We start from the raw sequence: 22,046 nt of genomic DNA, 5'->3' as shown, positions 1-22,046 counted from the left end.
GTCACAGCACTCCCATCAGCGGACCGCCGGGCAACGGCACTCCGAGCAGGTTGTTGAACACGGCGTAGGTGAGGAAGGAGACCACTGCCGCCATCAGCGGGTCGCGGTCGGCTCTGCGGCTGCCGAGTGCGAAGGCCGCACCCCAGAAGAGCAGTGCGCCGGCGATCGGGAAACCGAGCGGCTCGATGAGGACGGCGGCGCCGAGGAAGACCCCGGTCAACAGCGACACCGTGCGCCAGTCGGCGGGTTCGGACAGGTCGACGTCCTCGCCGGTCTCGGCCCGGCCCCGGCCGCCGCGCAGCACGTCGACCGCGAGGAGCGCGGCCACCACGAGCAGCCCGGTGCCGACCACGACGGGCACGGTCCGCGGGCCGACGGGCCCGCGCTGGGCGATGTCGACGTCCATGGTGAGCGCGTCGGTCAGCAGGAGAATGCCCAGCGCCAACAGCAGGACGCAGACACCGAGTTCGGAGTGTTCGCGGATCCAGGCGCGCCGTCCGGTCGCGGGCGCCGCGCCGGTGTCGGTGTCGGTGGTCGGTGTCGTCACAGGCCGAGCTCCTTCAGCACCGAGACCACGCGCTCGTCCTCCGCTGCCAGGAACTCGCCGAACTTCTCACCGGTGAGGAAGGCGTCGTCCCAGCCGTTGCGCTCCATCGACTCCCGCCACTCCTTCGAATCGTGCAACTCCTCGGCGAGGCGCACGAGTTTGGTGCGCTCGGCCTCCGTCAGTCCGGGCGGTGCGACGAGGCCGCGCCAGTTGGTGAAACTCACGTCGTAGCCCGCCTCCCGGAGGGTGGGCGCGTCGAGTCCCGTGACCCGCTCCGGGCCGGTGACCGCGAGCAGCCTCAGCTCACCGGACTCGATCTGGTCGAGGTACTCACCGACGCCCGACACCCCGAAGGCCACCTTGTTGCCGAGGATCGACGCGAGCAGTTCACCGCCGCCGTCGAAGGGGATGTAGTTGACCTGCTTCGGCGGTATCCCCGCCGCCCGTGCCATCAGCATCGGCGCGAGATGGTCGGGTCCGCCGGGGGAGGACCCGCCGCCCACCGGGTGCTTGCCGGGATTCTCCTTCCAGGCGCCGATCAGATCGTCGATCGTCCGGTACGGGGAGTCCTTCCCCACCACGACCACGTCCTGTTCCTCGGTGAGCCGGGCGATGGGAGTGGTGTCCGCGAGGGTCCTGGGTGCGTCGTTGGAGCGGACGGCGCCGACGACGCCGAGGCCCATCGACATCGCGAGCCTGCCGTTGCCGTGCTCGCTCACCAGCCGGCTCAGTCCCACGGTTCCGCCGGCTCCCGGCAGGTTGAACACCTCGATGCCGTGGGTGAGCCCGGCGTCCTCGGCGTTCCTCGCGGCCGTACGGGCGGTGATGTCGTAACCGCCGCCGGGGGAGTTGGGGACCATGAAACGCAGGCCCGGGATGCGTGTGCCGCTCTCGGTGCCGCTGCCCGTCGTGAGCAGCGGCGGGCCCACGAGGAGGAGCACGGCGGCCCCGATCAGGGCGAGGGGTGTGCGCAGACGCACGAGTGGCACCACCTGTCGGTCGGTCGTCCGGGACAGCGCCGGGCCCGGTACCGGGAAACGGGGGAGGGGGCCGGGCCGACGTGGGCCACATGGTGCCCGCGCCCGCGTCGGCTGTCGTGCTTGCGGAACCAATGGAGGTTGTGGTCATTGCGTCAGCGGGGCGTGCGCGGGCGTGTCGGCGACGGGCGGGGAGTGTGCGGAGGTCTCCCGCGGGGCGGTCCGGTGGCGCGGGTCTCTTTCCCTCGCCGCAGGTGGGCGCCATGATGGGCGGCTCCGGGCCACCTCACCGACGTGGTGGCGGAGGGAGCAGAACCCATGACCAGCACGCGGGGTGACAACGGCGACTCCACGTCCGTGACCGCCGACGCGACCGTTGCGACCGACGCGATCGATGTGCTCGTGGTCGACGACGACTTCCGGGTGGCGCGGGTGCACCGTGCCTACGTCGAACGCCTGGAGGCGTTCCGCGTGGTCGGGGTGGCGGGCAGCGGTGCGCAGGCCCTCGCGGCCGTGGACGAACTCCGGCCCGACCTGGTGCTGCTCGACCTGTATCTGCCCGACGTGTTCGGTCTCGATGTCATCCCCCGGCTGCGTACCGCCGGGCACGACTGCGACGTGATGGTCGTCAGCGCCGCGCGGGAGGCGGAGGCGGTGCGCGGCGCGGTGCGGCAGGGGGTCGTCGACTACCTGCTCAAGCCGTTCGACTTCGAGGACCTGCGGGGGCGGCTCGAGCGCTACGCCGTCCAGCGCGGACGGATGCTCGGCACGGTGGTCCGAGGGCAGGCCGACGTCGATCGCGTACTGGCGGGAGCGGCGGCCGGGCCGGTGGCCCCGGTGCTGCCCAAGGGCATGAGCGCGGAGACCGCCGGTCTGATCGAACGCACCCTGCGGGAGGCGGAGGGGAGCCTGTCCGCGACCGAGTGCGCCGGGCTGACGGGGGTTTCGCGGGTCAGCGCGCGCCGGTACCTGGAGTACTTCCACACGGCGGGGAGTGCGGAGGTGTCCTTGCGGTACGGCGCGACGGGGCGGCCGGAACGGCGGTACCGGTTCGTCGGGGCGGCGGGAGGACTCAGGGCCGGGAGCGGGGCGCGGACCGGAGGCGAGGTGCCGGGCCAAGGGGGCCCGGTCGGTGTGGTGCGGGGACCGATGGGGCGGCCTGACGGGTTGTCCCGGCCGGTGGGGCGGTCCTAGGGTCTTGGGAAAGCGCTTTCTGCCTTCTGTGCTGCGAGGAGCGACCCATGTCCCTGCCCCCTGCCCGCCTCCGCGTCGCCGTCGTCGGCACGGGCGCTGTCGTCAGCGGGGGGCACCTGCCCGCGCTGCGCGCCCACGCCGACCGCACCGAACTGGTCGCCGCCGTCGATGTGGACCCGGGCAGACTCGACGCCTTCCGCTCCGAGGCCGGGGAGCGAGTGGCCGGGTTCACCTCGACGGGCGCCATGCTGGACGCCGTCCGCCCCGACCTGGTGCTGATCGGGACGCCGCCCTCGCTCCACCGCGAGCAGACGGTGGCGGCGCTCGAGGCGGGGGCCTGGGTGCTGTGCGAGAAACCGCTGTGCCTGTCGCTCGCGGAGTACGACGAGATCGCCGCCGCGGAGGACACGTCGGGGGCGTACGCCTCCGTGGTCTTCCAGCACCGGTACGGCTCCGGCGCCGCCCGTGCCCGTGAGCTGATCCGGAGCGGTGCGCTGGGCGCCCCGCTGGTCGCGCACTGCCAGACCACGTGGTACCGCGACACCGCCTACTACTCCGTGCCCTGGCGCGGACGGTGGGCCACCGAGGGCGGCGGGCCGACCATGGGGCACGGCATCCACCAGTACGACCTGCTGCTGCACCTGCTCGGCGAGTGGGAGGAGATCCGGGGCATGGCGGCCCGCCTCGTCCACGGCACCGAGAGCGAGGACGTCTCCACCGCCTTGGTCCGCTTCCGCGACGGCGCGCTCGCGACGGTCGTCAACAGCGTGCTCTCGCCGGACGAGGTGAGCCGGATCCGGGTCGACTGCGCGGACGCGACGGTCGAACTCACCCATCTGTACGGGCACACCGACGACGACTGGAGGTACACGCCGGCGCCGCACGTTCCCGCCGGGCGCGCGGACGCCTGGCGCACGCCCGCGCGCAGCGTGCCCAGTTCGCACACGGCCCAACTGGGTGCCGTGCTGGACGCCTACGACGCCGGGGTGCGGCCGCCGGGCAGCGGGCGGGAGGCCCGGGGGACGCTCGAGTTCGCCGCGGCCCTGTACAAGGCCGCGTTCACGGGGCGGCCCGTGCGGGCCGGTGAGATCGTCCCCGGGGACCCCTTCCACGCCGCCATGCACGGAGGGCGTCACGGCTGGTCGTCCGAGGAGCGGGTGTGAGCGTCCGCGTCGTCCACCGTGTCGGGGAGGCCGTCGAGGTCCTCGCGGGTGCTGCGGGTACGGAGGTCCTCCGGTACGTCTACCGGCCGGATCCCGAGCCGTTCGAGTCCCGCAAGCCGTACGCCCATCCGCTGCGCACGCTCGGCGGGCGTACGGTGACCGGGTACCGGCCGAACGACCACCGGTGGCACAAGGGCCTGCAGATGACGGCGAGCCACCTGTCGGGGCAGAACTTCTGGGGTGGCAACTCGTATGTCCACGGGCGTGGTTACCTGGCCCTGCCCGAGCGGGTCGGGTCCATGCGGCATGACGGCTTCTCCGCGTTCGTCATGGGGGACGAACGGTTCGACTGCGTCGAGGACCTCACCTGGGTGGAGAACGGTGGGGCCGAGTGGGCACGGGAGAAGCGGGGGCTGAGCGTCCACTCGGTCGACGAGGAGGCCGGGGCCTGGGTGCTGGACTGGTCGATCCGGCTCACCAACGTGCGGGACGCGTCGCTGGCGTTCGGGTCGCCGACCACCGCCGGCCGGGAGATGGCCGGGTACACCGGGCTGCAGTGGCGGGGGCCGCGGGACTTCACCGGGGGGACGGTCTCCGCGCCGGGGGCCGGTCCCTTTCGCGGCGCGGACGCCGGGGAGTTGATGGGGACGCGGAGCCCGTGGCTCGCCTTCACCGCGGAACACGACGAGTACGACGGCCACTCCACGCTGGTCTTCGCGCACGCGCCCGAGAACCGCCCGTCGCACTGGTTCGTGCGCTCCGAGCCGGTACCGTCGGTGGCTTTCTCCTGGGCGTTCTTCGAGGAGTTCACGCTGGCGCCGGGGGAGTCGTTCGCGTACCGGTACCGGGTGGTGGTCGCGGACGGTGCGTGGGACGGGAAGCGGGTGGGGGCGTACCTGGACGGTTTGTCGTGGTGATCCGGGGGGCGGGTGGGGTGCCTGCGGCGCCACTGTCCGTTGGGTAGCGCCCAGAAGGTGGGTGGGTGGTGCGGGGCGCGGGCCGGGGTGTCCGTCCTCGGGCCTGCGCGAGAGTGCGGCCCGGCGGGGCTGGACGGTGCGGCCGCGCCGGTCACTGCGGGCGGCCAGCCCCGCCCCGTCCCCTCCCCGCCGCGCGCGGCCGCTGTCGCCGCCGCGCGTCGGTTCTCACCCGCGCCGGAACGACGCCGGGAACCGCGCCGACGCCACGGCCAGCGCGGTCGCCGCACTCGCGATGCCGAGCACCGCTCCCGCCGCCACGTCGCCCGGGTAGTGCACGCCCGTATGGATCCGGGAGTAGCCGACCGCCCCCGCCAGCGCGCCCAGCGGGACGGACGCCGCGGGCAGGACCGTTCCGACCGCCGTAGCGAACGCCACCGCCGACGCCGTGTGCCCGGAGGGGAACGACGCCGACGTCGGCATCGGCACGTGCCGGTCCACGGTCACCCGCGCCGCCTCCCGGTCGGGCCGGTTCCTGCGCACCAGTCGCTTGCCCAGCAGGTTCGCCGACGCCGACGCCACCGCTACGGCCCCGACCCCGGCGAGCGCCGCCCGGCGCGGCCGTGACCCGGCCAGGGCGAGCGCACCGGCGATGGCGAACGAGATCTTGGAGTGGTCCGCCGTGTGGGAGAGGCGGCGCAGCGCCCGGTCCAGGGTCGGCGTCGGCGTGGCGGCGACCGCCGCGTACAGGGCGCCGTCTATCGCCCTGATGTCGCCGAGCACCGCGGAGGCGACCCTGCGCAGTCCGTCGGCGGCCGGCACGGGCCCGGTGAGCGGACGGGTGACGTCCTGGTCGGTGGTGGGCGGCTCGCTCATCTGTTTCTCCCGCGGTGGCGTCGTGGGGTGGCCTGCCCGCACCGGGGTGCGGGAATCACCAGGTGCCCACGGTACGCAAGAACCACACCGGTGGCCCGCCCGGGCCCCGGGTCAGCCGGTCCGGAAGGCGCGCAGGCGCAAGGAGTTGCCGACGACGAAGACCGAGGAGAACGCCATGGCCGCCCCGGCGATCATGGGGTTCAGCAGTCCGGCCGCCGCGAGCGGCAGCGCGCCGACGTTGTAGGCGAACGCCCAGAACAGGTTGGACCGTATGGTGCCGAGGGTGCGGCGCGCGAGCCGGATGGCGTCCGCGGCCGCCCGCAGGTCCCCGCGGACCAGCGTCAGGTCACCGGCCTCGATCGCGGCGTCCGTGCCGGTGCCCATGGCCAGGCCCAGGTCCGCCTGCGCCAGCGCCGCCGCGTCGTTGACCCCGTCACCGACCATCGCGACCGAACGGCCCTCGGCCTGCAGCCGCTTGACGACGTCGACCTTGTCCTGCGGCAGCACCTCGGCGATGACGTCCTCCGGGGCGATGCCCACCTCGCGCGCGACCGAGCGCGCCACCGCCTCGTTGTCCCCGGTCAGCAGGACCGGGCGCAGGCCCAGCGCGCGAAGCCGGCGGACGGCCTCGGGGCTGGTGTCCTTCACGGCGTCGGCGATCTCCAGGACCGCGCGTGCCTCGCCGTCCCAGGCGACGAGGACGGTGGTGCGTCCGGCCCCCACGGCCCGGTCCCTGGCCCGGACCAGGTCGTCGGGGAGGTCCAGGGACCACTCCTGGAGGAGCCGGTCGCGGCCGACGAGGACCGCGTGGCCGTCGACGACCCCCTGCACCCCGAGGCCGGGGACGTTGGCGAAGTCCTCCGTTGCGGGCAGCCCGCCGAGCTTCTCCCGGGCGCCGTCGGCGACCGCCCGCGCGACCGGGTGTTCCGAGGCGTGTTCCAACGCGCCTGCCAGGCGCAGCACTTCCGCCTCGTCGGTGCCCGCGGTGGGGTGCACGCCCAGGAGGGTCATGCGGCCCGTGGTCACCGTGCCGGTCTTGTCCAGGAGCACCGTGTCCACGCGACGGGTGGACTCCAGGACCTCCGGGCCCTTGATGAGGATGCCGAGCTGGGCGCCGCGGCCGGTGCCGACCAGCAGGGCGGTGGGGGTGGCGAGCCCGAGCGCGCAGGGGCAGGCGATGATCAGGACGGCCACCGCGGCGGTGAACGCGGCCGTCACTCCCGCGCCGTTGCCGATCCAGAAGCCCAGGGTGCCCAGGGCCAGGGCGATGACGACGGGCACGAAGACGGCGGAGATCCGGTCCGCGAGCCGCTGCGCGGCGGCCTTGCCGTTCTGCGCTTCTTCCACCAGCCGTGCCATCCGCGCCAGTTGGGTGTCGGAGCCCACCCGGGTGGCCGCCACGACCAGACGCCCGCCGACGTTGACGGTCGCCCCGGTGACCGCGTCGCCGACGGCGACCTCCACGGGCACGGACTCGCCGGTGAGCATCGAGGCGTCCACCGCGGAGGAGCCCTCGACGACCGTTCCGTCGGTCGCGATCTTCTCGCCGGGGCGCACCAGGAACCGGTCGCCCACCGCCAGTTCCGCGACGGGTACCGTCCTCTCGGGTCCGTCGGCGGGCAGCACGGTGACGTCCTTCGCGCCCAGTTCCAGCAGTGCCCGCAGGGCCGCGCCCGCCTTCCGCTTGGCGCGCGCCTCGAAGTAGCGGCCCGCCAGGATGAACGCGGTGACGCCCGCCGCCGCCTCCAGGTAGATGTTCCCCGCGCCGTCCGAGCGGGCGATGGTCAGCTCGAAGGGGTGCGTCATCCCGGGAGTGCCCGCCGTACCGAGGAACAGCGCCCACAGGGACCACAGGAACGCGGCCGAGGTGCCGACCGAGATCAGGGTGTCCATGGTGGCCGCGCCGTGCCGGGCGTTGGTGAGCGCCGCCCGGTGGAACGGCCACGCGGCGTACGTCACGACCGGCGCCGCGAGGGTCAGGGACAGCCACTGCCAGTACTCGAACTGCAGCGCCGGGATCATCGCCATCGCCACCACGGGCACCGCGAGCACGACGGAGGTGATCAACCGGTGGCGCAGGGACCTGAGTTCGTCGGGCTCCGGTGCGGTGTCCGCGGGCGGTGCCGGCTCCCGCGCGGTGTATCCGGTGGCCTCGACGGTGGCGATCAGATCGGGGACGGTCACCGTACCGCCGTAACTGACCCGGGCCTTCTCGGTGGCGTAGTTGACGGTGGCGGTGACCCCCTTCATCCGGTTGAGCTTCTTCTCGATCCGCGCGGCGCACGAGGCGCAGGTCATGCCGCCGATCGTGAGTTCCACCGCGGCTCCGGTGCCGGCTGTGCGGACGGTCATCCTGTGCTCCTGTGACTGAAGGATACGGGGCGGGGGTACCCGCACGTGATCTCCTGTATACCCCCGTAGGGTATCCATAGCAAGGGCTCGCACGGCTTGACTGAGTACCCCCTGGGGGTATGGTGAGCTGTATGGACCGGCTCGGTGCGAGCCGCAGGCCCTTGTTTCTTCGAGGAGACGGTCATGAACACCGGACTGAAGATCACCGCGTTCGCCGCCGCCCTGGCCGCCGCCTTCGGCACGGCCTACGGCATCGGCGAGGGCCTCGACCCGGTCGTCGTGGCGGAGCGTGAGCCCGCGCACGACGAGCGGCACGCGCCGTCGTCACCGCAGGCGGAGGAAGGGGACGGGCACTCCGGACACGACAGCACTCCGGCCGGCGGACTCCAGATCTCCGAGGCCGGATACACCCTCGATCTGCGGACCCCGCGGGTCACGGCCGGCGAGCGCACCGACCTCCGCTTCACCGTGCGGGACGAGGACGGCCGGGCCCTGACCGAGTACCGGCGCGAACACGACAAGGAACTCCATCTCATCGTCGCCTCCCGCGATCTGCTGACCTACCGCCACCTGCACCCCACCCGGGCGGCCGACGGCACCTGGAGCATCCCCGTCGACCTGCCCCGGGCCGGCGGCTACCGGGTCTTCGCCGACTTCACCCCGGCGGGCAAGGGCGCGGAGAACCTCACCCTCGGCGCGGACCTCGCCGCCTCCGGCGCCTACCGGCCGGGGGAACTCCCGCCGCCCCGCGGCACGGCCCGTGTCGACGGCTACGAGGTCGAGCTGACCGGGGACCTCCGGCCGGGACGGGCGAGCGAACTGGGCCTGCGCGTCACGCGGGACGGCAAGCCGGTCACCGACCTGCAGCCCTACCTCGGCGCCTACGGCCACCTGGTCGCCCTGCGCGCCGGAGACCTCGCCTACCTGCACGTCCACCCGAACGGCGAGCCCGGCGACGGCCGGACCGAGCCCGGCCCGGAGGTCTCCTTCACGGCCACCGCCCCCAGCGGCGGCAGCTACCGGCTGTTCCTGGACTTCAAGCACGACGGGGTCGTGCGTACCGCGGAGTTCACGGTGCGGGCCGGTGCGGACGCGCGGACCCCTGCGAGCGGCACGCCGGAGCACACCGACGGCCATGGCCACTGAACCTCAGCCCAGGGCGCGGTCCAGGTTGAACGCGGCGCTGATCAGGGACAGGTGCGTGAACGCCTGCGGGAAGTTGCCCCGCTGCTCCCCGGTGTGGCCGATCTGCTCGGCGTACAGCCCGAGATGGTTGCCGTAGGTCAGCATCTTCTCGAAGGCGAGGGCCGCCTCGTCCAGCCGGCCGGCCCGGGTCAGCGCCTCGACGTACCAGAACGAGCAGATGGAGAACGTGCCCTCGTCGCCGTGCAACCCGTCGGGGCTCATCCGCGGGTCGTAGCGGTAGACCAGTGAGTCGGACACCAGGTCCTCGGTGAGGGAGTCGAGCGTGGCGAGCCACTTCGGATCGGTCGGCGCGATGAACTTCGCCAGCGGCATCATCAGCACCGCCGCGTCCAGCACGTCCCCGCCCTCGTGCTGCATGAACGCCTGCCGCGCCTCGGACCAGCCGTCGTTCATGATCCGCCGGTAGATCGTGTCCCTGCCGGCCAGCCAGCGAGCGAGGTCGGCGGGCAGACCTCGCCGGTTCGCCATCCGGATGGCCCGCTCGAGCGCCACCCAGCACATCAGCCGCGAGTACAGGAAGTTCTGCCGCCCGCCCCGCGTCTCCCAGATGCCCTCGTCCGGCTGGTCCCAGTGTGTGCACACCCAGTCCACCAGCGCCGTCACATGGTCCCACTGCTCGCTGGAGACCGGCTCGGCCCACTTGTCGTACAGATAGATGGAGTCGATGAGCGCACCGTAGATGTCGAGCTGCAACTGGTCGGCCGCGGCGTTGCCGATCCGCACCGGCACCGAGCCGCGATGGCCCTCCAGATGACGCAGCTCGTGCTCCGTGAGGTCGGTCCGGCCGTCGATCCCGTACATGATCTGCAGCGGGCCGGACGCCTTGCGGTCCCCCGGGCTGACGTGCCGGGAGACGAACGCCATGAACGCCGCCGCCTCCTCGGTGAAGCCCAGCCGCAGCAGCGCGTACACGCAGAACGCGGCGTCGCGCACCCACACGTACCGGTAGTCCCAGTTGCGTTCCCCGCCGATGTCCTCGGGCAGGCTCGTCGTGGGCGCCGCCACGATCGCGCCCGTCGGCGCGTAGGTGAGCAGCTTCAGCGTGAGGGCGGAACGGTGCACCATCTCCCGCCAGCGGCCCCGGTACCGGGAGGAGGACAGCCAGCGCCTCCAGTACGCCACCGTCGCGGTGAACTCCCGCTCCGCCTCCCCGCACTCGCACCGGCCGGGTGGTACGCCCCCGTCGAGCTGGTCCAGGGTGAGCACCGCCGTCTCGCCCTCGGCCAGCTTGAAATCGGCCCGCACGTCCGGCCCCGCGGCCTCCAGCGGGACGGTCGCGGTCAGCGCCAGGGACAGGTCCCGGGATTCGAGGACCGCGATGTCGCCGATCAGCCGCACGGTGTGCGGATGGGCGCCGTAGCCGAAGCGCGGGGCCACCCGGGTCGTGAACGGCACGGAGCCGCGGACGCACAGCACCCGTCGGATCAGCCGGTGCGGACGGTCCGTCGTCGACTCGCCGTCGGTGGGAATGAAGTCCTGCACCTCGCCGACGCCGTCCTCGGTGAAGAACCGGGTGATCAGCACGTTGGTGTCGGGGAAGTAGAACTGCTTGGTGTGCGCCGGCACGGCCGCGGCGAGCTCGAAGCAGCCGCCCCGCTCGGCGTCCAGGACCGAACCGAACACGCTCGGCGAATCGAAGGACGGACAGCAGTACCAGTCGATGGTGCCGTCCGTGCCCACCAGCGCCGCGCTGCGCATGTCCCCGATCAGCCCGTGATCGGCGATCGGCGTGTACCGCGGCCTCGCGGCGGTGTCCCGCTCCCTCGCCGTCCCGTCCATCGCAGCCTCCCTGGGCCGCGGTGCGCACCGTCACATGCGCACCGCTCCCGTCCAGCCTAGGCCGGGGACGGAGACGGCGCAGAGTGCTTGAGCGTGATCGAAAGGTACCTCTATCTTGCGGGAGCAATCATCGAGCCGGTGGGGGTGCCGCATGACGCACGTCGAGGACGAACTGAACAGCCAGCCCGAGTGCTGGCAGCGTGCCGCCGGGCAGGCCGGGGCCCACACCGCCGTCCTGCCGGCCCCGGGGGAGCGCGTCGCGGTGGTCGGCTGCGGCACGTCGTACTTCATGGCGCAGGCCGCCGCCGCCCTCCGCGAGGACGCGGGCCAGGGCGAGACCGACGCCTTCGCCGCCTCCGAGTTCCCCCACCACCGCGCCTACGACCGTGTCGTCGCCCTCACCCGCTCCGGCACCACCACCGAGGTCCTCGACCTGCTGGGCCGGCTGAAGGGCCGCACGCGCACCACCGCGCTCACCGCCGACCCGGCCACCCCCGTGAAGTCCCTCGCCGACGACACCGTCGTCCTCGACCACGCGGACGAACGCTCCGTCGTGCAGACCCGGTTCGCCACCACCGCCCTCACCCTGCTCCGCGCCCACCTGGGCCTGCACACCGAAGCGGTCGTCGAGGACGCGCGCACGGCCCTGGACACCCCGCTGCCCGAAGGGCTGGCTGACTGCGTCCAGTTCACCTTCCTCGGACGCGGCTGGACGGTCGGGCTGGCCAACGAGGCCGGACTGAAGATGCGCGAGGCCGCGCTGGCCTGGACGGAGGCCTACCCGGCCATGGAGTACCGGCACGGCCCCATCAGCATCAGCACCGCCGGCACCGCGACCTGGATGTTCGGCGACGCCCCGGAGGGACTGGCCGGGCAGGTCCGTGACACCGGCGGACGGTGGATCGGGGGCACCCTCGACCCGCTCGCCGAACTCGTCCGCGCCCAGCGCCTCGCGGTCGCCGTCGCCGCCGCCCGCGGCCTGGACCCGGACCGGCCCCGCCACCTCACCCGCTCGGTCGTCCTCGCCCCCTGACCCGCCCGGAAAGGACGGCCCGTGTCCCTCACCTCCACCGGCGAACTCGTCGCCCGCGCCGCCGCCGCCCGCTCGGCGGTCGCCTCGTTCAACATCATCACCCTCGAACACGTCGAGGCCGTCATCGCCGGCGCCGAGTCCGTGGACGCCCCCGTCGTCCTCCAGGTCAGCGAGAACGCCGTCAGGTTCCGTCACGGCCGGCTTCTCCCGCTCGCCCGCGCCGCCGTCGCCGCCGCCGAGCGGGCGGCCGTGCCCGTCGCGCTGCACCTCGACCACGTCCGGAGCGACGCCCTGCTGCGCCAGGCGCCGGACGCCGGTTTCTCCTCCGTGATGTACGACGCCGCCCGGCTCCCCTACGCCGACAACCTCACCGCGACCCGGGCGGCCGTCGACTGGGCCCATGCCCAAGGGCTGTGGATCGAGGCGGAGTTGGGGGAGATCGGCGGCAAGGCCGGAGAGCCCGCGCCGGACGCCCACGCCCCCGGCGCCCGCACCGACCCCGACCGGGCCCGCGCCTTCGTCGCCGCATCCGGCGTGGACGCCCTCGCTGTCGCCGTCGGCACCACCCACGCCATGACCACCCGCACCGCCACCGTCGACCACGCCCTCCTCGAACGGTTGGCCGCCACCCTGGACGTCCCCCTCGTCCTGCACGGTTCCTCCGGCCTCCCCGACGACGAACTCGCCGCGGCCGTCTCCGGCGGCATCGCCAAGGTCAACGTCGGAACCGCCCTGAACATCGCCATGACCGGCGCCATCAGGGAATATCTCACCGCCCGCCCCGAGGCCGTCGACTCCCGCGGCTACCTCACGGCGGGCCGGGACGCGATGACGCGGGCGGTGGCGGGGATCATGAAGGCCCTGGGCGCGGTGCGCTGAGCTACCGCTTCACGGCCCTCAGCACCACGAACTTCGGGTCGCTCGCCACCAGGTGACTGTTGCCGAACAGCCGCCGCAGGTGCACGTGGTACCCCAGGTGCCGGTTGCCGATCACCCACAGCTCGCCACCCGGTCGCAGGGTGCGGCGGGCGTCGGCGAACATGCGCCGGGCCGTGGCGTCGGTGGTCGCCTGGTGCGAATGGAAGGGCGGGTTGTTGAGCACCAGGTCGACGCTGCCGGCCGGCACGCCCGACAGGCCGTCGCCGACCCGGAACTCGGCGTGCCCGGGCACGCCGTTCGCCCGGTAGGTGGCCTCCGCCGACGCCACCGCCTGGAAGGACTCGTCCACGAACAGCACCTCGGCCTGCGGATCGGCCAGCGCCATCGCCGTACCGACCACGCCGTTGCCGCAGCCCAGGTCCACCACCCGGCCGCCGTCCCGGCCGGCGGGCAGGTGCTTCAGGAAGAACCGGGTGCCGATGTCGAGACGGTCCGCGCAGAAGACCCCCGCGTGATTGACGACCGTCCGGCCCGAGACCGGCCCGACGTCCTCGGGCAGCGTGTAGCGGTACGGCCAGGGATTGGCGGGGCGGGCCGACGCGGGGTCGGGCGCGCAGAACACCAGCCGTGCCTTCCTCTCGGCGAGCGAGGTCCTCGTCGGGCCCAGGATCCGCTCGAAGAGGTTCAGCGTGGAGGTGTGGATCTCCTTCACCATGCCGGTCCCGACGACGACCGTGCCCCCGTGCACGGCCGGCGCCAGCCGCAGCAACTGGTCCTCCAGCAGCGCCAGGCTCTTCGGCACGCGCACCAGCAGCACGTCGATCCGTTCCGGCGGCGGATCCTGCGTGGTGAGCAGCCGGACCGCGCCGGGTTCGACGCCGTTGCGGGCGAGGTTCGCGCGGGTCGCCTGCTGTCCGAGCCAGGAGTCGGTGATCTGCGTCGGCCGGTGCTCCGCGAGCGCCGTGACCAGCGCGCCCCAGCGGTCGCCGACGACCACGACCGTGCCGGACAGCGGGACCCGCCGCTCGGCGAGGTGCCTGAGGAGATAGTCGTCGGAGGCGTCCCAGGCACGCAGCCTGTCCCGCGGGTCCTCGGGGAACCTGGCCAGCACCCGCTCGCCCCACGGAGTCGTCATACGGTCGTTCATCGTCCGGCCAGGCTATCCGAGCACCGGTGGTGCGGGTGTCGGGGAGGATGGAGGCATGGACCGCGAGCTGTTCCCCAGGGCCCGGACCGAGATCGCGCCGGGCGCGGTGCACGTGCCGGACTGGCTGGATGCGTTGGAGCAGCGCGAGCTGCTGGAGGCGTGCAGGCGATGGGCACGGCCACCCGCCGGACTGCGCACCGTGCGCACCCCCGGCGGCGGCACCATGACCGCCCGGCAGGTATGCCTGGGATGGCACTGGTACCCGTACGGCTACGCCCGCACCGTCGTCGACGGCGACGGTGCGCCGGTGAAGCCCTTTCCCGCACGGCTCGGTGAGCTGGGCCGCCGGGCGGTGACCGACGCGCTGGGCGACGGCCCCGCGCCGGGGCCCGGGTACGACATCGCGCTGGTGAACTTCTACGACGCCGACGCCCGCATGGGCATGCACCGTGACAGTGACGAGAAGTCGCACGCCCCCGTGGTGTCGCTGAGCCTCGGCGACAGCTGCGTCTTCCGCTTCGGCAACCCTGAGACCCGGACCCGCCCGTACACCGACGTGGAACTGCGCAGCGGTGACCTGTTCGTCTTCGGCGGCCCGTCCCGGCTGGCGTACCACGGCGTGCCCCGGGTGCACGCGGACACCGGGCCGCCGGAGTTGGGGCTGTCCGGACGGCTGAACATCACGCTCCGGGTCAGTGGCCTGTAGCCCGCCGCGCCCGCGGATCATGGGAGACTCGCCCCCATGAGCGGGAAGGCGGACCCCCGGACGGCGGGGGATGGGACCACCTCGAGGACGCGGCTGGACCGGGGGCGAGGCGCGCTCGGACCCGCGCTCGAACTCGTGCACACCGGCCGCGCGCCGACCCGCGCCGTGCTCACCGCCGAGCTCGGCGTCACCCGCGCGACGGCGGGAGCGGTCGCCGCCGAGCTCGAGGCGCTGGGACTGATCAGGGTGGACGCCCGGCCCGGAGCGGCGGGCGGTTCGCAGGGGCGCCCCTCGCACCGGCTCTCCGTCGCGGAGGACGGCCCCGTGGCGCTCGCCGCGCAGGTGCACGCCGACGGCTTCCGGGCCGCGCTGGTCGGACTCGGCGGCCGTATCGTCGCCACGGCGCCCGGCTGCGAGGTCGTCGACCCGGACCCGGCGAAGGTCCTCGGGTCCGTCGTCGCGGCCGGTGCCGAGCTGCTGCGGGAGACCGGCCGGCGGTGCGTGGGGGCCGGGCTCGCCGTGCCGTCGGCGGTGGCCGAACCCGAAGGGCTCGCCCTCAACCCCCTGCACCTGGCCTGGCCCGCGGGCGCCCCGGTGCGGGAGATCTTCGCCGAGCAGGTGCGCGCGGCCGGTCTGGAGGGGCCCGCCTTCGCGGCCAACGACGTCAACCTCGCAGCCCTCGCCGAACACCGGCACGGTGCCGGGCGAGGCTCCCGTGACCTGCTGTGCGTGGCCACCGGCCACCGCGGCGTCGGCGGTGCGCTGGTGCTCGACGGCCGTCTGCACTCCGGCAGTTCCGGTCTCGCCCTGGAGGTCGGTCACCTCGCGGTCAATCCCGAGGGCCGCCCCTGCCACTGCGGCAGCCGCGGCTGTCTCGACGTGGAGGCGGACCCGCTGGCGTGGCTCACCGCGGCGGGGCGTGCGCCCGGCCCCGAGATGTCCCTGCTGAAGCAGGCCGACGACCTGATCCGCGGGCAGTACGACGACCCCGGGGTGCGCGCCGCCACCGAGTCCCTGATCGACCGGCTCGGCCTGGGTCTGGCCGGACTGGTCAACATCCTCAACCCGGACCGGATCATCCTCGGCGGTCTGCACCGCACCCTCCTGGAGGCCGACCCGGACCGGCTCCGCGCGGTCGTCGCCGACCGCAGTCTGTGGGGTCGCAGCGGTGGCGTCCCCATCCTCGCCTGCACCCTGGACCACAACAGCCTGGTCGGCGCGGCGGAACTCGCCTGGCAGCCGGTGCTGGACGATCCTCTCGGGGCACTGGTGCAACAGGGCACCGGCGCCGGAAGACCACGGCACGGGAAGACCGCGGCACGGGAAGACCACGGCACGGGAAGGAAACCGGCGTCCGGGGACGCCGGCGCGACGACAGAGGATCTCCGACGCACAGAAGGCCGACCTTCATGACCGACCAGCTCACCGTCAGCGTCCTGGGCACCGGCATCATGGGCGCGGCGATGGCCCGCAGCCTCGTCCGCGCGGGACACACCGTCCGGGCCTGGAACCGCACCCGCGCCAAGGCCGAGCCGCTCGCCGCCGACGGCGTGTACATCGCCGCCACTCCCGCGGAGGCGGTCGAGTCCGCCGACGTGGTGCTCACCATGCTCCACGACGGCCCCGCCACCCTGGACACGATGCGCCAGGCGGCCCCCGCCCTGCGCCCGGGGACCGTCTGGGCACAGTCGACCACGGCGGGGATCGAGGGCGTCGCCGACCTGGCCGGCTTCGCCCGCGAGCACGGGCTGCTCTTCTACGACGCCCCGGTGCTCGGCACCCGCCAGCCGGCGGAGGCCGGACAGCTGACCGTGCTCGCCGCCGGACCGGCCGAGGGCCGGGACAGGGTGACCCCGGTGTTCGACGCGGTGGGCGCCCGCACCGTCTGGGCCGGCGACGACGGCGCGACGGCCGGCGCGACGCGCCTGAAGCTGGTCGCCAACAGCTGGGTGCTCGCGGTCACCGTCGCGGCCGGTGAGACCCTCGCCCTGGCCAAGGCCCTCGACGTCGCCCCGGACGGCTTCTTCGACCTCATCGAAGGAGGCCCGCTCGACATGGGCTATCTGCGGGCCAAGGCGGCGATGATCCTCGACGGACGCCTCTCTCCGGCGCAGTTCGCCGTGACGACCGCCGCCAAGGACGCCAGACTGATCGTGCGGGCCGGTGAACAGCACGGCGTCCGCCTGGACGTCGCCGCCGCGAGCGCCGAACGACTGGAGCGGGCCGCCGGCCGGGGCCACGGCGACGAGGACATGGCCGCCGCCTACTTCGCCGGCTTCGACGAGGGGCCCGCCGCCTGAACCGCGGTCCCGCCGCCCACCGCCCGGAACACCGAGGAGTCCGCAGTGTCCAAACCCCCGCTTCCGCCCGAGGCCGACGCCCTGCTGCGCAGGCCCAACCCCTGCGTCATGGCCACCCTCCGCTCCGACGGCGCGCCCGTCTCCACCCCCACCTGGTACCTCTGGGAGGACGGCCGCGCGCTGGTCAACTTCGACGAGGGCCGGGTGCGTCTGAAGCACGTCCGCCGCGACCCGCGCGTCACCCTCACCGTCCTGGCCGGGGACGACTGGTACACCCATGTCACCCTGATCGGCCGGGTGGCCGAGCTGTACGACGACGAGGACCTGGCCGACATCGACCGGCTGTCCCGTCAGTACACCGGGAAGCCGTACCCCGACCGTGAGCGGGCCCGGGTCAGCGGCTGGATCGAGGTCGACCGCTGGCACGGCTGGGGCGCGCTGAAGGACAGCGACCAGGCCGGAGGCTGACCGACGGGCGTCCTGGGCCGGGGCGCACGGGCGGCGGTCGTCCCGACGCGCGGGACGGCCGCCGTGCCCGCCCGCTCCCGGCCGGGGCGCACGCGGTGCCGTCGGCCGTACGGCGAACCGGCCCCGTTCCCGGGACGGCACCTCGGGGTGCCGTCCCGGGAACGGGGCCTTGGCGATCGGCGTCGGTGGCGCGCGGCGCCGGGGCGCGTGGTCCCGGGGCGGCCCGCGGTGGAGCGCCCTTCACCCCTCGCGCTGCCGCGGGTCCGTGACCGGTGGCGTGGCGAGGCGACGTGGGGCGCCGCACCCGGCTGCCCGCCTCCCGGGCCCCGGGGCCCGGAGGAGAGGCGGCCGCCCCGCCGCCGCGTCGGGCGGTCCGGCGTCCGTCAGCCCGCGACGGTGGAGCGGGCCGGGGCCCGTTCGGGGAGGTGGGTCGCGGTGGCGGTGTGCTCGACGAACGCGACCTCCGCGAACCGGTGGTCCGCGGGCTCGGCGGCCGTGAGCCGCGGACACCGGTCCCAGGCCGCCGGAGCGTCCGCGGACGGCGTCGGCAGCGTGAACCACACGACCTTGCCGGACTCGCCGTCCGGCACCGCGCCCCAGCTCTCGCTCATCGCGGCCACCATCGCCAGCCCGCGTCCGCAGGTGGCGAGCGGGCCGGCGTCCTCCAGCGCCGGAAGGCGCGGATCGTGGTCGGACACCGACACCTTGAGCCGGTCGAGCAGCAGTTCCATCTCGACCGTGCACGTCTTGTCGGGCTGGGCATGCCGGTGGACGTTGGACAACAGCTCTGTCACACCGAGCGAGGCCCGGTCTATCAATGGGTCCATGTGCCAGTAGCGCAACTGCGCAGATACGATTCTGCGGACCTGGCCGATCCGCGACGGCAGGGCTTGGAGCTCCACCGTGCAGTGCCTGCTCGGATGACTGATCACGGCTGCGACTCCCCGACGTGAGGTCCGGAAGAACACGGAGTACGGATCCAGCAGGGCGCCTGCGTGACGCTGCCGCCTGCTGTCGTGGCCGGCGGGCTGGTTCGCAGCGTTATCGCCGGTAAACCCAGAGTGACGTGAGACCAGCGTGACGCAGCGGATGGGGTGGCGCAACTCGCGTACATCTCAGGCGTCGCGCCCCGACGCCCGGCGGACGGCCTCGATGAAACGGCGGGCCGCCGGCGGTCCGGGCTCACCCGGCGCGGGATCGTGCTCGCCCAGGGTGAGCAGGTACCGGTTGCCGTTGAGGTCCGCCGACGCCCGGTCCTCGGGCGCGAACCAGGGCCTGCCCGCGCGGACCGCCTGCACCGGCGCGCTGTCGATCTCGCTGCCGTAGCTGGTGAGCAGCTCCAGCCGGCCGCCCCTGATCCGGACCTGGCCGGCCCGGGTGAGCGAACGCAGCCGTGTGCCGATCCGCACGCCCGTGGCCGTGAACTCAGGCTCCGCCATGCCACCCGCCCCCTCTGCGCGTCGGTGTGCCGCACCGTGCTCCGCGGTCCGGCTCCCTGCCCGGATCCAGTGTGCCCTTGCTTCCGCCGGTGCAGTCTGCCCCCACCCGCCGCCGAGCACCAGTGCGCGGGCCCCGTTTCCCGGCATGCGGGGAGCACTCGCACCCATGCGCCCCCACGCACCGCCCACTGCGCCCCCACGGGTCCCTTTGAGATGCCCAAAGCGGTGTTTATGCAGGTGAGAGGTGGTGCGGGTGGTGCATATGATCGGGGGTACCGGCCGCGCGGGACGCTGTCGGCGCTCAGCGTAAGGAGCCCTGTCGTGAGCACTCCCCAACAGACCCCGGCCGGCGCCACCCTCGACGTCGACCACAGCGACTCCGCCTACCGGGCCTGGCTGAAAGAGGCCGTGCGCAGGGTCCAGGCGGACGCGAACCGCTCGGCCGACACCCATCTGCTGCGCTTTCCGCTGCCCGAGCAGTGGGGCATCGACCTCTATCTGAAGGACGAGTCGACCCACCCGACCGGCAGTCTCAAGCACCGGCTGGCCCGTTCCCTCTTCCTGTACGCGCTGTGCAACGGCTGGATCCGGCCGGGCCGTCCGGTGATCGAGGCGTCCAGCGGCTCCACGGCCGTGTCGGAGGCGTACTTCGCGAAGCTGATCGGTGTGCCCTTCATCGCGGTCATGCCGCGCACGACGAGCGCCGAGAAGTGCCGTCTGATCGAGTTCCACGGAGGTCGGTGCCACTTCGTGGACGACCCCCGCACGATGTACGAGGCGTCCGCCGCCCTCGCGGCGGACACCGGCGGCCACTACATGGACCAGTTCACCTACGCCGAGCGGGCCACGGACTGGCGGGGCAACAACAACATCGCCGAATCGATCTTCCGTCAGCTGCGGCTGGAGCGGTTCCCGGAGCCGGCGTGGATCGTCGCCACGGCCGGCACCGGCGGCACCTCGGCGACCCTGGCGCGCTACGTCCGCTACATGCAGTACGACACCCGCATCTGCGTCGCCGACCCGGAGAACTCGTGCTTCTTCGAGGGCTGGACGACCGGCGACCCGGACGTCGCCTGTGACCGCGGTTCCCGGATCGAGGGCATCGGCCGGCCGCGTATGGAGCCGAGCTTCGTGCCCGGCGCGGTCGACCGGATGATGAAGGTGCCCGACGCGGCCGGCGTGGCCGCCGTACGGGCCCTGGAGGGGGTCATCGGCCGCAAGGCGGGCGGCTCCACCGGCACCGGCCTGTGGAGCGCGCTGAAGCTCGTCGCGGAGATGGTCGCGGAGGGCAGGCGGGGCAGCGTCGTGACGCTGCTGTGCGACCCGGGGGACCGGTACCTGGACAAGTACTACTCGGACACCTGGCTGGCCGGGCAGGGACTGGACATCGCGCCGTACTCGGCGGCGGTCGAGTCCCTCCTGCGGACCGGCGTCTGGTCCGGCTGACGGGCGGCCGTGCCGACGGCGGCACGCCAGTGACGGTGCGGGCCCGGCCGGTGGAGCGACGCTCCCCGCCCCGTGCCGGTGCGCGAGGGGCGGCTACCGCGTGAGCCGCCGGTCCAGGGAGGTCACCGCGGAGCGGAACGTCCGTGCCAGCCCAGGCCGCGCGGCCCGCAGCGCGAGCCGGAACGGCGCCGTACCGTCGGCCGCCATCGTCCAGCACACGCGCGTGCCCGTCCCGGCCGGGACGAGCCGCCACTCCTCGGCCAGCGCCCGGGCACCCGGCACATTGGTCACGTCGGCGCGGTAGGCGTACACCTCGGGCGCCTCCGACACCAGGACGGTCTCCAGGAACCGGGCCCCGCCCCGCAGGCGGATCTCCCGCCCCGTGCCCCCGGCGAGGGGGCGGGCCAGTGTGACGGGCCCGAACCACCCGGTCCAGCCGGTCACGTCCTCGGCCAGCGCACGGAACACCCGCTCCGGCGGGGCGGCGATCTCCCGGGCGAAGACCAGACGGACCGGTGCCGCTCCGGCGAACCCGGGCCCCACGGGGCGCAGACGGTGGGCCATGGACCAATCCCCTTCGACCGATGCCGACTTCACGGGCGGGAAGGCGCACGCGGGAGTTCTCCCGGCGCCCCGTCACAGGTCGGCGGCCTCCGCCGGGTTCTCCGTCTCGCCCGCCACCACCAGGTGCCGCAGATGCTCGGACACCTCCGCGCGTACGTCCCCGGGCAGGCCCGAGTCGGTGACGAGGGTGTCCACCTGTTCCAGGGAGGCGAAGGAACTCAGCCCCACCGTCCCCCACTTCGTGTGGTCGGCGACCACCACCACCCGCCGGGCCGACTGCACGAGACGACGGTTGGTCTCGGCCTCGGCGAGGTTCGGCGTCGACAGCCCCGCCTCGGCCGATATCCCGTGCACGCCGAGGAAGAGCAGGTCGAAGTGGAGTGCCGCGATCGCCTGGTCGGCCACCGGGCCCACCAGCGAGTCGGACGGCGTGCGCACCCCGCCCGTCAGGACGACCGTGGCCGCGCCCTGCCGGGGCCCCGAGGTGCGCTGTGCCGCGTGGAAGACGTCGGCCACCCGCACCGAGTTGGTGACCACCGTGAGATCGGGGACCTCGGTCAGCCGGTGCGCCAGCGCGAACGTCGTCGTGCCGCCCGAGAGCGCGATCGCGGCGCCGGGGGAGACCAGTTCGGCCGCCGCCCGCGCGATGTCCTCCTTGGCGGTCAGTTCCAGGCCGGACTTGGCCTCGAAACCCGGCTCGTGCGTGCTCGCCTCCACCACCGGGACCGCGCCGCCGTGCACCTTCTCCAGTACGCCCTGCCGCGCCAGCGCGTCGAGGTCGCGCCGGACCGTCATGTCCGACACGCCGAGCCTGCGGGTCAGCTCGTTGACCCGGACGCCGCCCCGGCGCCGGACCTCGTCGAGGATCAGGGTGCGCCGCTGCTCCGCGAGCAGGTTCTGATTCTCGCTCACGTACGCTCCGGTCCTTTCGCCGCAAAGCCGTCCGACACGCCCTCCGCACCCACCGCGACGAGCGGATGTCCTCCCGGCACCGGTGCGCGGACGTCCCATCCTCGCACGACGGGCCCCGGACGGCGCCACCGGTAGACGATCGTG

The 22,046-nt window shown here is 73.6% G+C and carries 20 protein-coding genes and 1 pseudogene; 11 read left to right on the top strand and 10 right to left on the bottom strand.

Features of this window, described 5'->3' with window-relative positions:
• Position 1: 1 nt before the first annotated feature.
• A complete protein-coding gene (locus IE172_RS09670) occupies positions 2 to 547 on the bottom strand; it encodes a tripartite tricarboxylate transporter TctB family protein (RefSeq protein WP_190096713.1) in 546 nt (181 codons plus the stop codon).
• A complete protein-coding gene (locus tag IE172_RS09665) occupies positions 544 to 1,527 on the bottom strand; it encodes a Bug family tripartite tricarboxylate transporter substrate binding protein (RefSeq protein WP_190096712.1) in 984 nt (327 codons plus the stop codon). The genes IE172_RS09670 and IE172_RS09665 overlap by 4 nt, the downstream gene beginning before the upstream one ends.
• Positions 1,528 to 1,842: 315 nt before the next feature.
• Here IE172_RS09665 and IE172_RS09660 point away from each other — a divergent pair, with 315 nt between their 5' ends.
• From IE172_RS09660 to IE172_RS09650, 3 genes are read left to right on the top strand one after another with little or no spacing between them, the layout of a single operon-like run.
• Positions 1,843 to 2,718 (top strand): response regulator, encoded by an 876-nt coding sequence (locus IE172_RS09660; RefSeq protein ID WP_229885915.1) that lies wholly within the window; start codon positions 1,843 to 1,845, stop codon positions 2,716 to 2,718.
• Positions 2,719 to 2,765: 47 nt separating this feature from the next.
• The gene (locus IE172_RS09655) at positions 2,766 to 3,881 is read left to right on the top strand and encodes a Gfo/Idh/MocA family protein (RefSeq protein ID WP_190096711.1); all 1,116 of its coding nucleotides are present in this window, start codon (positions 2,766 to 2,768) and stop codon (positions 3,879 to 3,881) included.
• Entirely contained in the window at positions 3,878 to 4,798 is a 921-nt protein-coding gene (locus IE172_RS09650) for a DUF6807 domain-containing protein (RefSeq protein ID WP_190096710.1), read from the top strand. The genes IE172_RS09655 and IE172_RS09650 overlap by 4 nt, the downstream gene beginning before the upstream one ends.
• 225 nt (positions 4,799 to 5,023) lie before the next feature.
• Here the strand turns inward: IE172_RS09650 and IE172_RS09645 are convergent, their stop codons facing one another.
• Both IE172_RS09645 and IE172_RS09640 read right to left on the bottom strand, forming a co-directional pair.
• Positions 5,024 to 5,671: a phosphatase PAP2 family protein gene (locus tag IE172_RS09645; protein ID WP_190096709.1), complete on the bottom strand. Its 648-nt coding sequence runs from the start codon at positions 5,669 to 5,671 to the stop codon at positions 5,024 to 5,026.
• A gap of 111 nt (positions 5,672 to 5,782) precedes the next feature.
• Complete coding sequence (locus IE172_RS09640) at positions 5,783 to 8,023, bottom strand: heavy metal translocating P-type ATPase (protein ID WP_190096708.1); 2,241 nt, start codon at positions 8,021 to 8,023, stop codon at positions 5,783 to 5,785.
• Positions 8,024 to 8,206: 183 nt separating this feature from the next.
• Between IE172_RS09640 and IE172_RS09635 the strand changes: the two genes are divergently transcribed.
• A complete protein-coding gene (locus tag IE172_RS09635) occupies positions 8,207 to 9,169 on the top strand; it encodes a DUF8832 domain-containing protein (RefSeq protein ID WP_190096707.1) in 963 nt (320 codons plus the stop codon).
• A gap of 3 nt (positions 9,170 to 9,172) precedes the next feature.
• Here the strand turns inward: IE172_RS09635 and IE172_RS09630 are convergent, their stop codons facing one another.
• Positions 9,173 to 11,008, bottom strand: coding sequence for a glycoside hydrolase family 15 protein (locus IE172_RS09630; RefSeq protein ID WP_190096706.1), 1,836 nt, complete (start codon positions 11,006 to 11,008; stop codon positions 9,173 to 9,175).
• Between the two features lie 151 nt (positions 11,009 to 11,159).
• Here IE172_RS09630 and IE172_RS09625 point away from each other — a divergent pair, with 151 nt between their 5' ends.
• Positions 11,160 to 12,041, top strand: a complete 882-nt coding sequence (locus IE172_RS09625) for an SIS domain-containing protein (RefSeq protein WP_190096705.1) — start codon at positions 11,160 to 11,162, stop codon at positions 12,039 to 12,041.
• A 21-nt stretch (positions 12,042 to 12,062) separates the two neighbouring features.
• The gene (locus tag IE172_RS09620; protein ID WP_190096704.1) at positions 12,063 to 12,920 is read left to right on the top strand and encodes a class II fructose-bisphosphate aldolase; all 858 of its coding nucleotides are present in this window, start codon (positions 12,063 to 12,065) and stop codon (positions 12,918 to 12,920) included.
• Between the two features lies 1 nt (position 12,921).
• Here the strand turns inward: IE172_RS09620 and IE172_RS09615 are convergent, their stop codons facing one another.
• Positions 12,922 to 14,055: a methyltransferase gene (locus tag IE172_RS09615; protein WP_190096703.1), complete on the bottom strand. Its 1,134-nt coding sequence runs from the start codon at positions 14,053 to 14,055 to the stop codon at positions 12,922 to 12,924.
• Positions 14,056 to 14,122: 67 nt separating this feature from the next.
• Here IE172_RS09615 and IE172_RS09610 point away from each other — a divergent pair, with 67 nt between their 5' ends.
• From IE172_RS09610 to IE172_RS09595, 4 genes and pseudogenes are all read left to right on the top strand, one after another.
• Positions 14,123 to 14,773, top strand: a complete 651-nt coding sequence (locus IE172_RS09610; protein WP_190096702.1) for an alpha-ketoglutarate-dependent dioxygenase AlkB family protein — start codon at positions 14,123 to 14,125, stop codon at positions 14,771 to 14,773.
• A 36-nt stretch (positions 14,774 to 14,809) separates the two neighbouring features.
• Positions 14,810 to 16,042: pseudogene (locus IE172_RS09605) on the top strand (ROK family protein); the annotation flags it as partial.
• A 140-nt stretch (positions 16,043 to 16,182) separates the two neighbouring features.
• A complete protein-coding gene (locus tag IE172_RS09600; protein WP_190096701.1) occupies positions 16,183 to 17,073 on the top strand; it encodes an NAD(P)-dependent oxidoreductase in 891 nt (296 codons plus the stop codon).
• 45 nt (positions 17,074 to 17,118) lie between these two features.
• Positions 17,119 to 17,541, top strand: coding sequence for a PPOX class F420-dependent oxidoreductase (locus IE172_RS09595; RefSeq protein WP_190096700.1), 423 nt, complete (start codon positions 17,119 to 17,121; stop codon positions 17,539 to 17,541).
• 383 nt (positions 17,542 to 17,924) lie between these two features.
• On the opposite strand, the gene IE172_RS09590 is transcribed toward IE172_RS09595, so the two are convergent.
• On the bottom strand, positions 17,925 to 18,473 hold the full coding sequence (locus IE172_RS09590) for an ATP-binding protein (RefSeq protein ID WP_190096699.1): 549 nt from the start codon (positions 18,471 to 18,473) through the stop codon (positions 17,925 to 17,927).
• A gap of 183 nt (positions 18,474 to 18,656) precedes the next feature.
• Positions 18,657 to 18,980: a hypothetical protein gene (locus IE172_RS09585; protein ID WP_190096698.1), complete on the bottom strand. Its 324-nt coding sequence runs from the start codon at positions 18,978 to 18,980 to the stop codon at positions 18,657 to 18,659.
• A gap of 321 nt (positions 18,981 to 19,301) precedes the next feature.
• Here IE172_RS09585 and cds1 point away from each other — a divergent pair, with 321 nt between their 5' ends.
• The gene (gene cds1, locus IE172_RS09580; protein ID WP_190096697.1) at positions 19,302 to 20,426 is read left to right on the top strand and encodes an L-cysteine desulfhydrase Cds1; all 1,125 of its coding nucleotides are present in this window, start codon (positions 19,302 to 19,304) and stop codon (positions 20,424 to 20,426) included.
• Between the two features lie 93 nt (positions 20,427 to 20,519).
• On the opposite strand, the gene IE172_RS09575 is transcribed toward cds1, so the two are convergent.
• Together IE172_RS09575 and IE172_RS09570 are read right to left on the bottom strand one after the other, a co-directional pair.
• Entirely contained in the window at positions 20,520 to 20,990 is a 471-nt protein-coding gene (locus IE172_RS09575; RefSeq protein WP_190096696.1) for an SRPBCC family protein, read from the bottom strand.
• 72 nt (positions 20,991 to 21,062) lie between these two features.
• On the bottom strand, positions 21,063 to 21,902 hold the full coding sequence (locus IE172_RS09570) for a DeoR/GlpR family DNA-binding transcription regulator (protein WP_190096695.1): 840 nt from the start codon (positions 21,900 to 21,902) through the stop codon (positions 21,063 to 21,065).
• Positions 21,903 to 22,046 lie beyond the last annotated feature (144 nt).

Source organism: Streptomyces griseoflavus (assembly GCF_014649995.1).
In the GTDB taxonomy this organism is placed as follows: Bacteria; Actinomycetota; Actinomycetes; order Streptomycetales; family Streptomycetaceae; genus Streptomyces; species Streptomyces griseoflavus.
The sequence above is the reverse complement of the archived record's forward strand: the minus strand, read 5'-3'. Positions and strand labels throughout refer to the sequence as shown.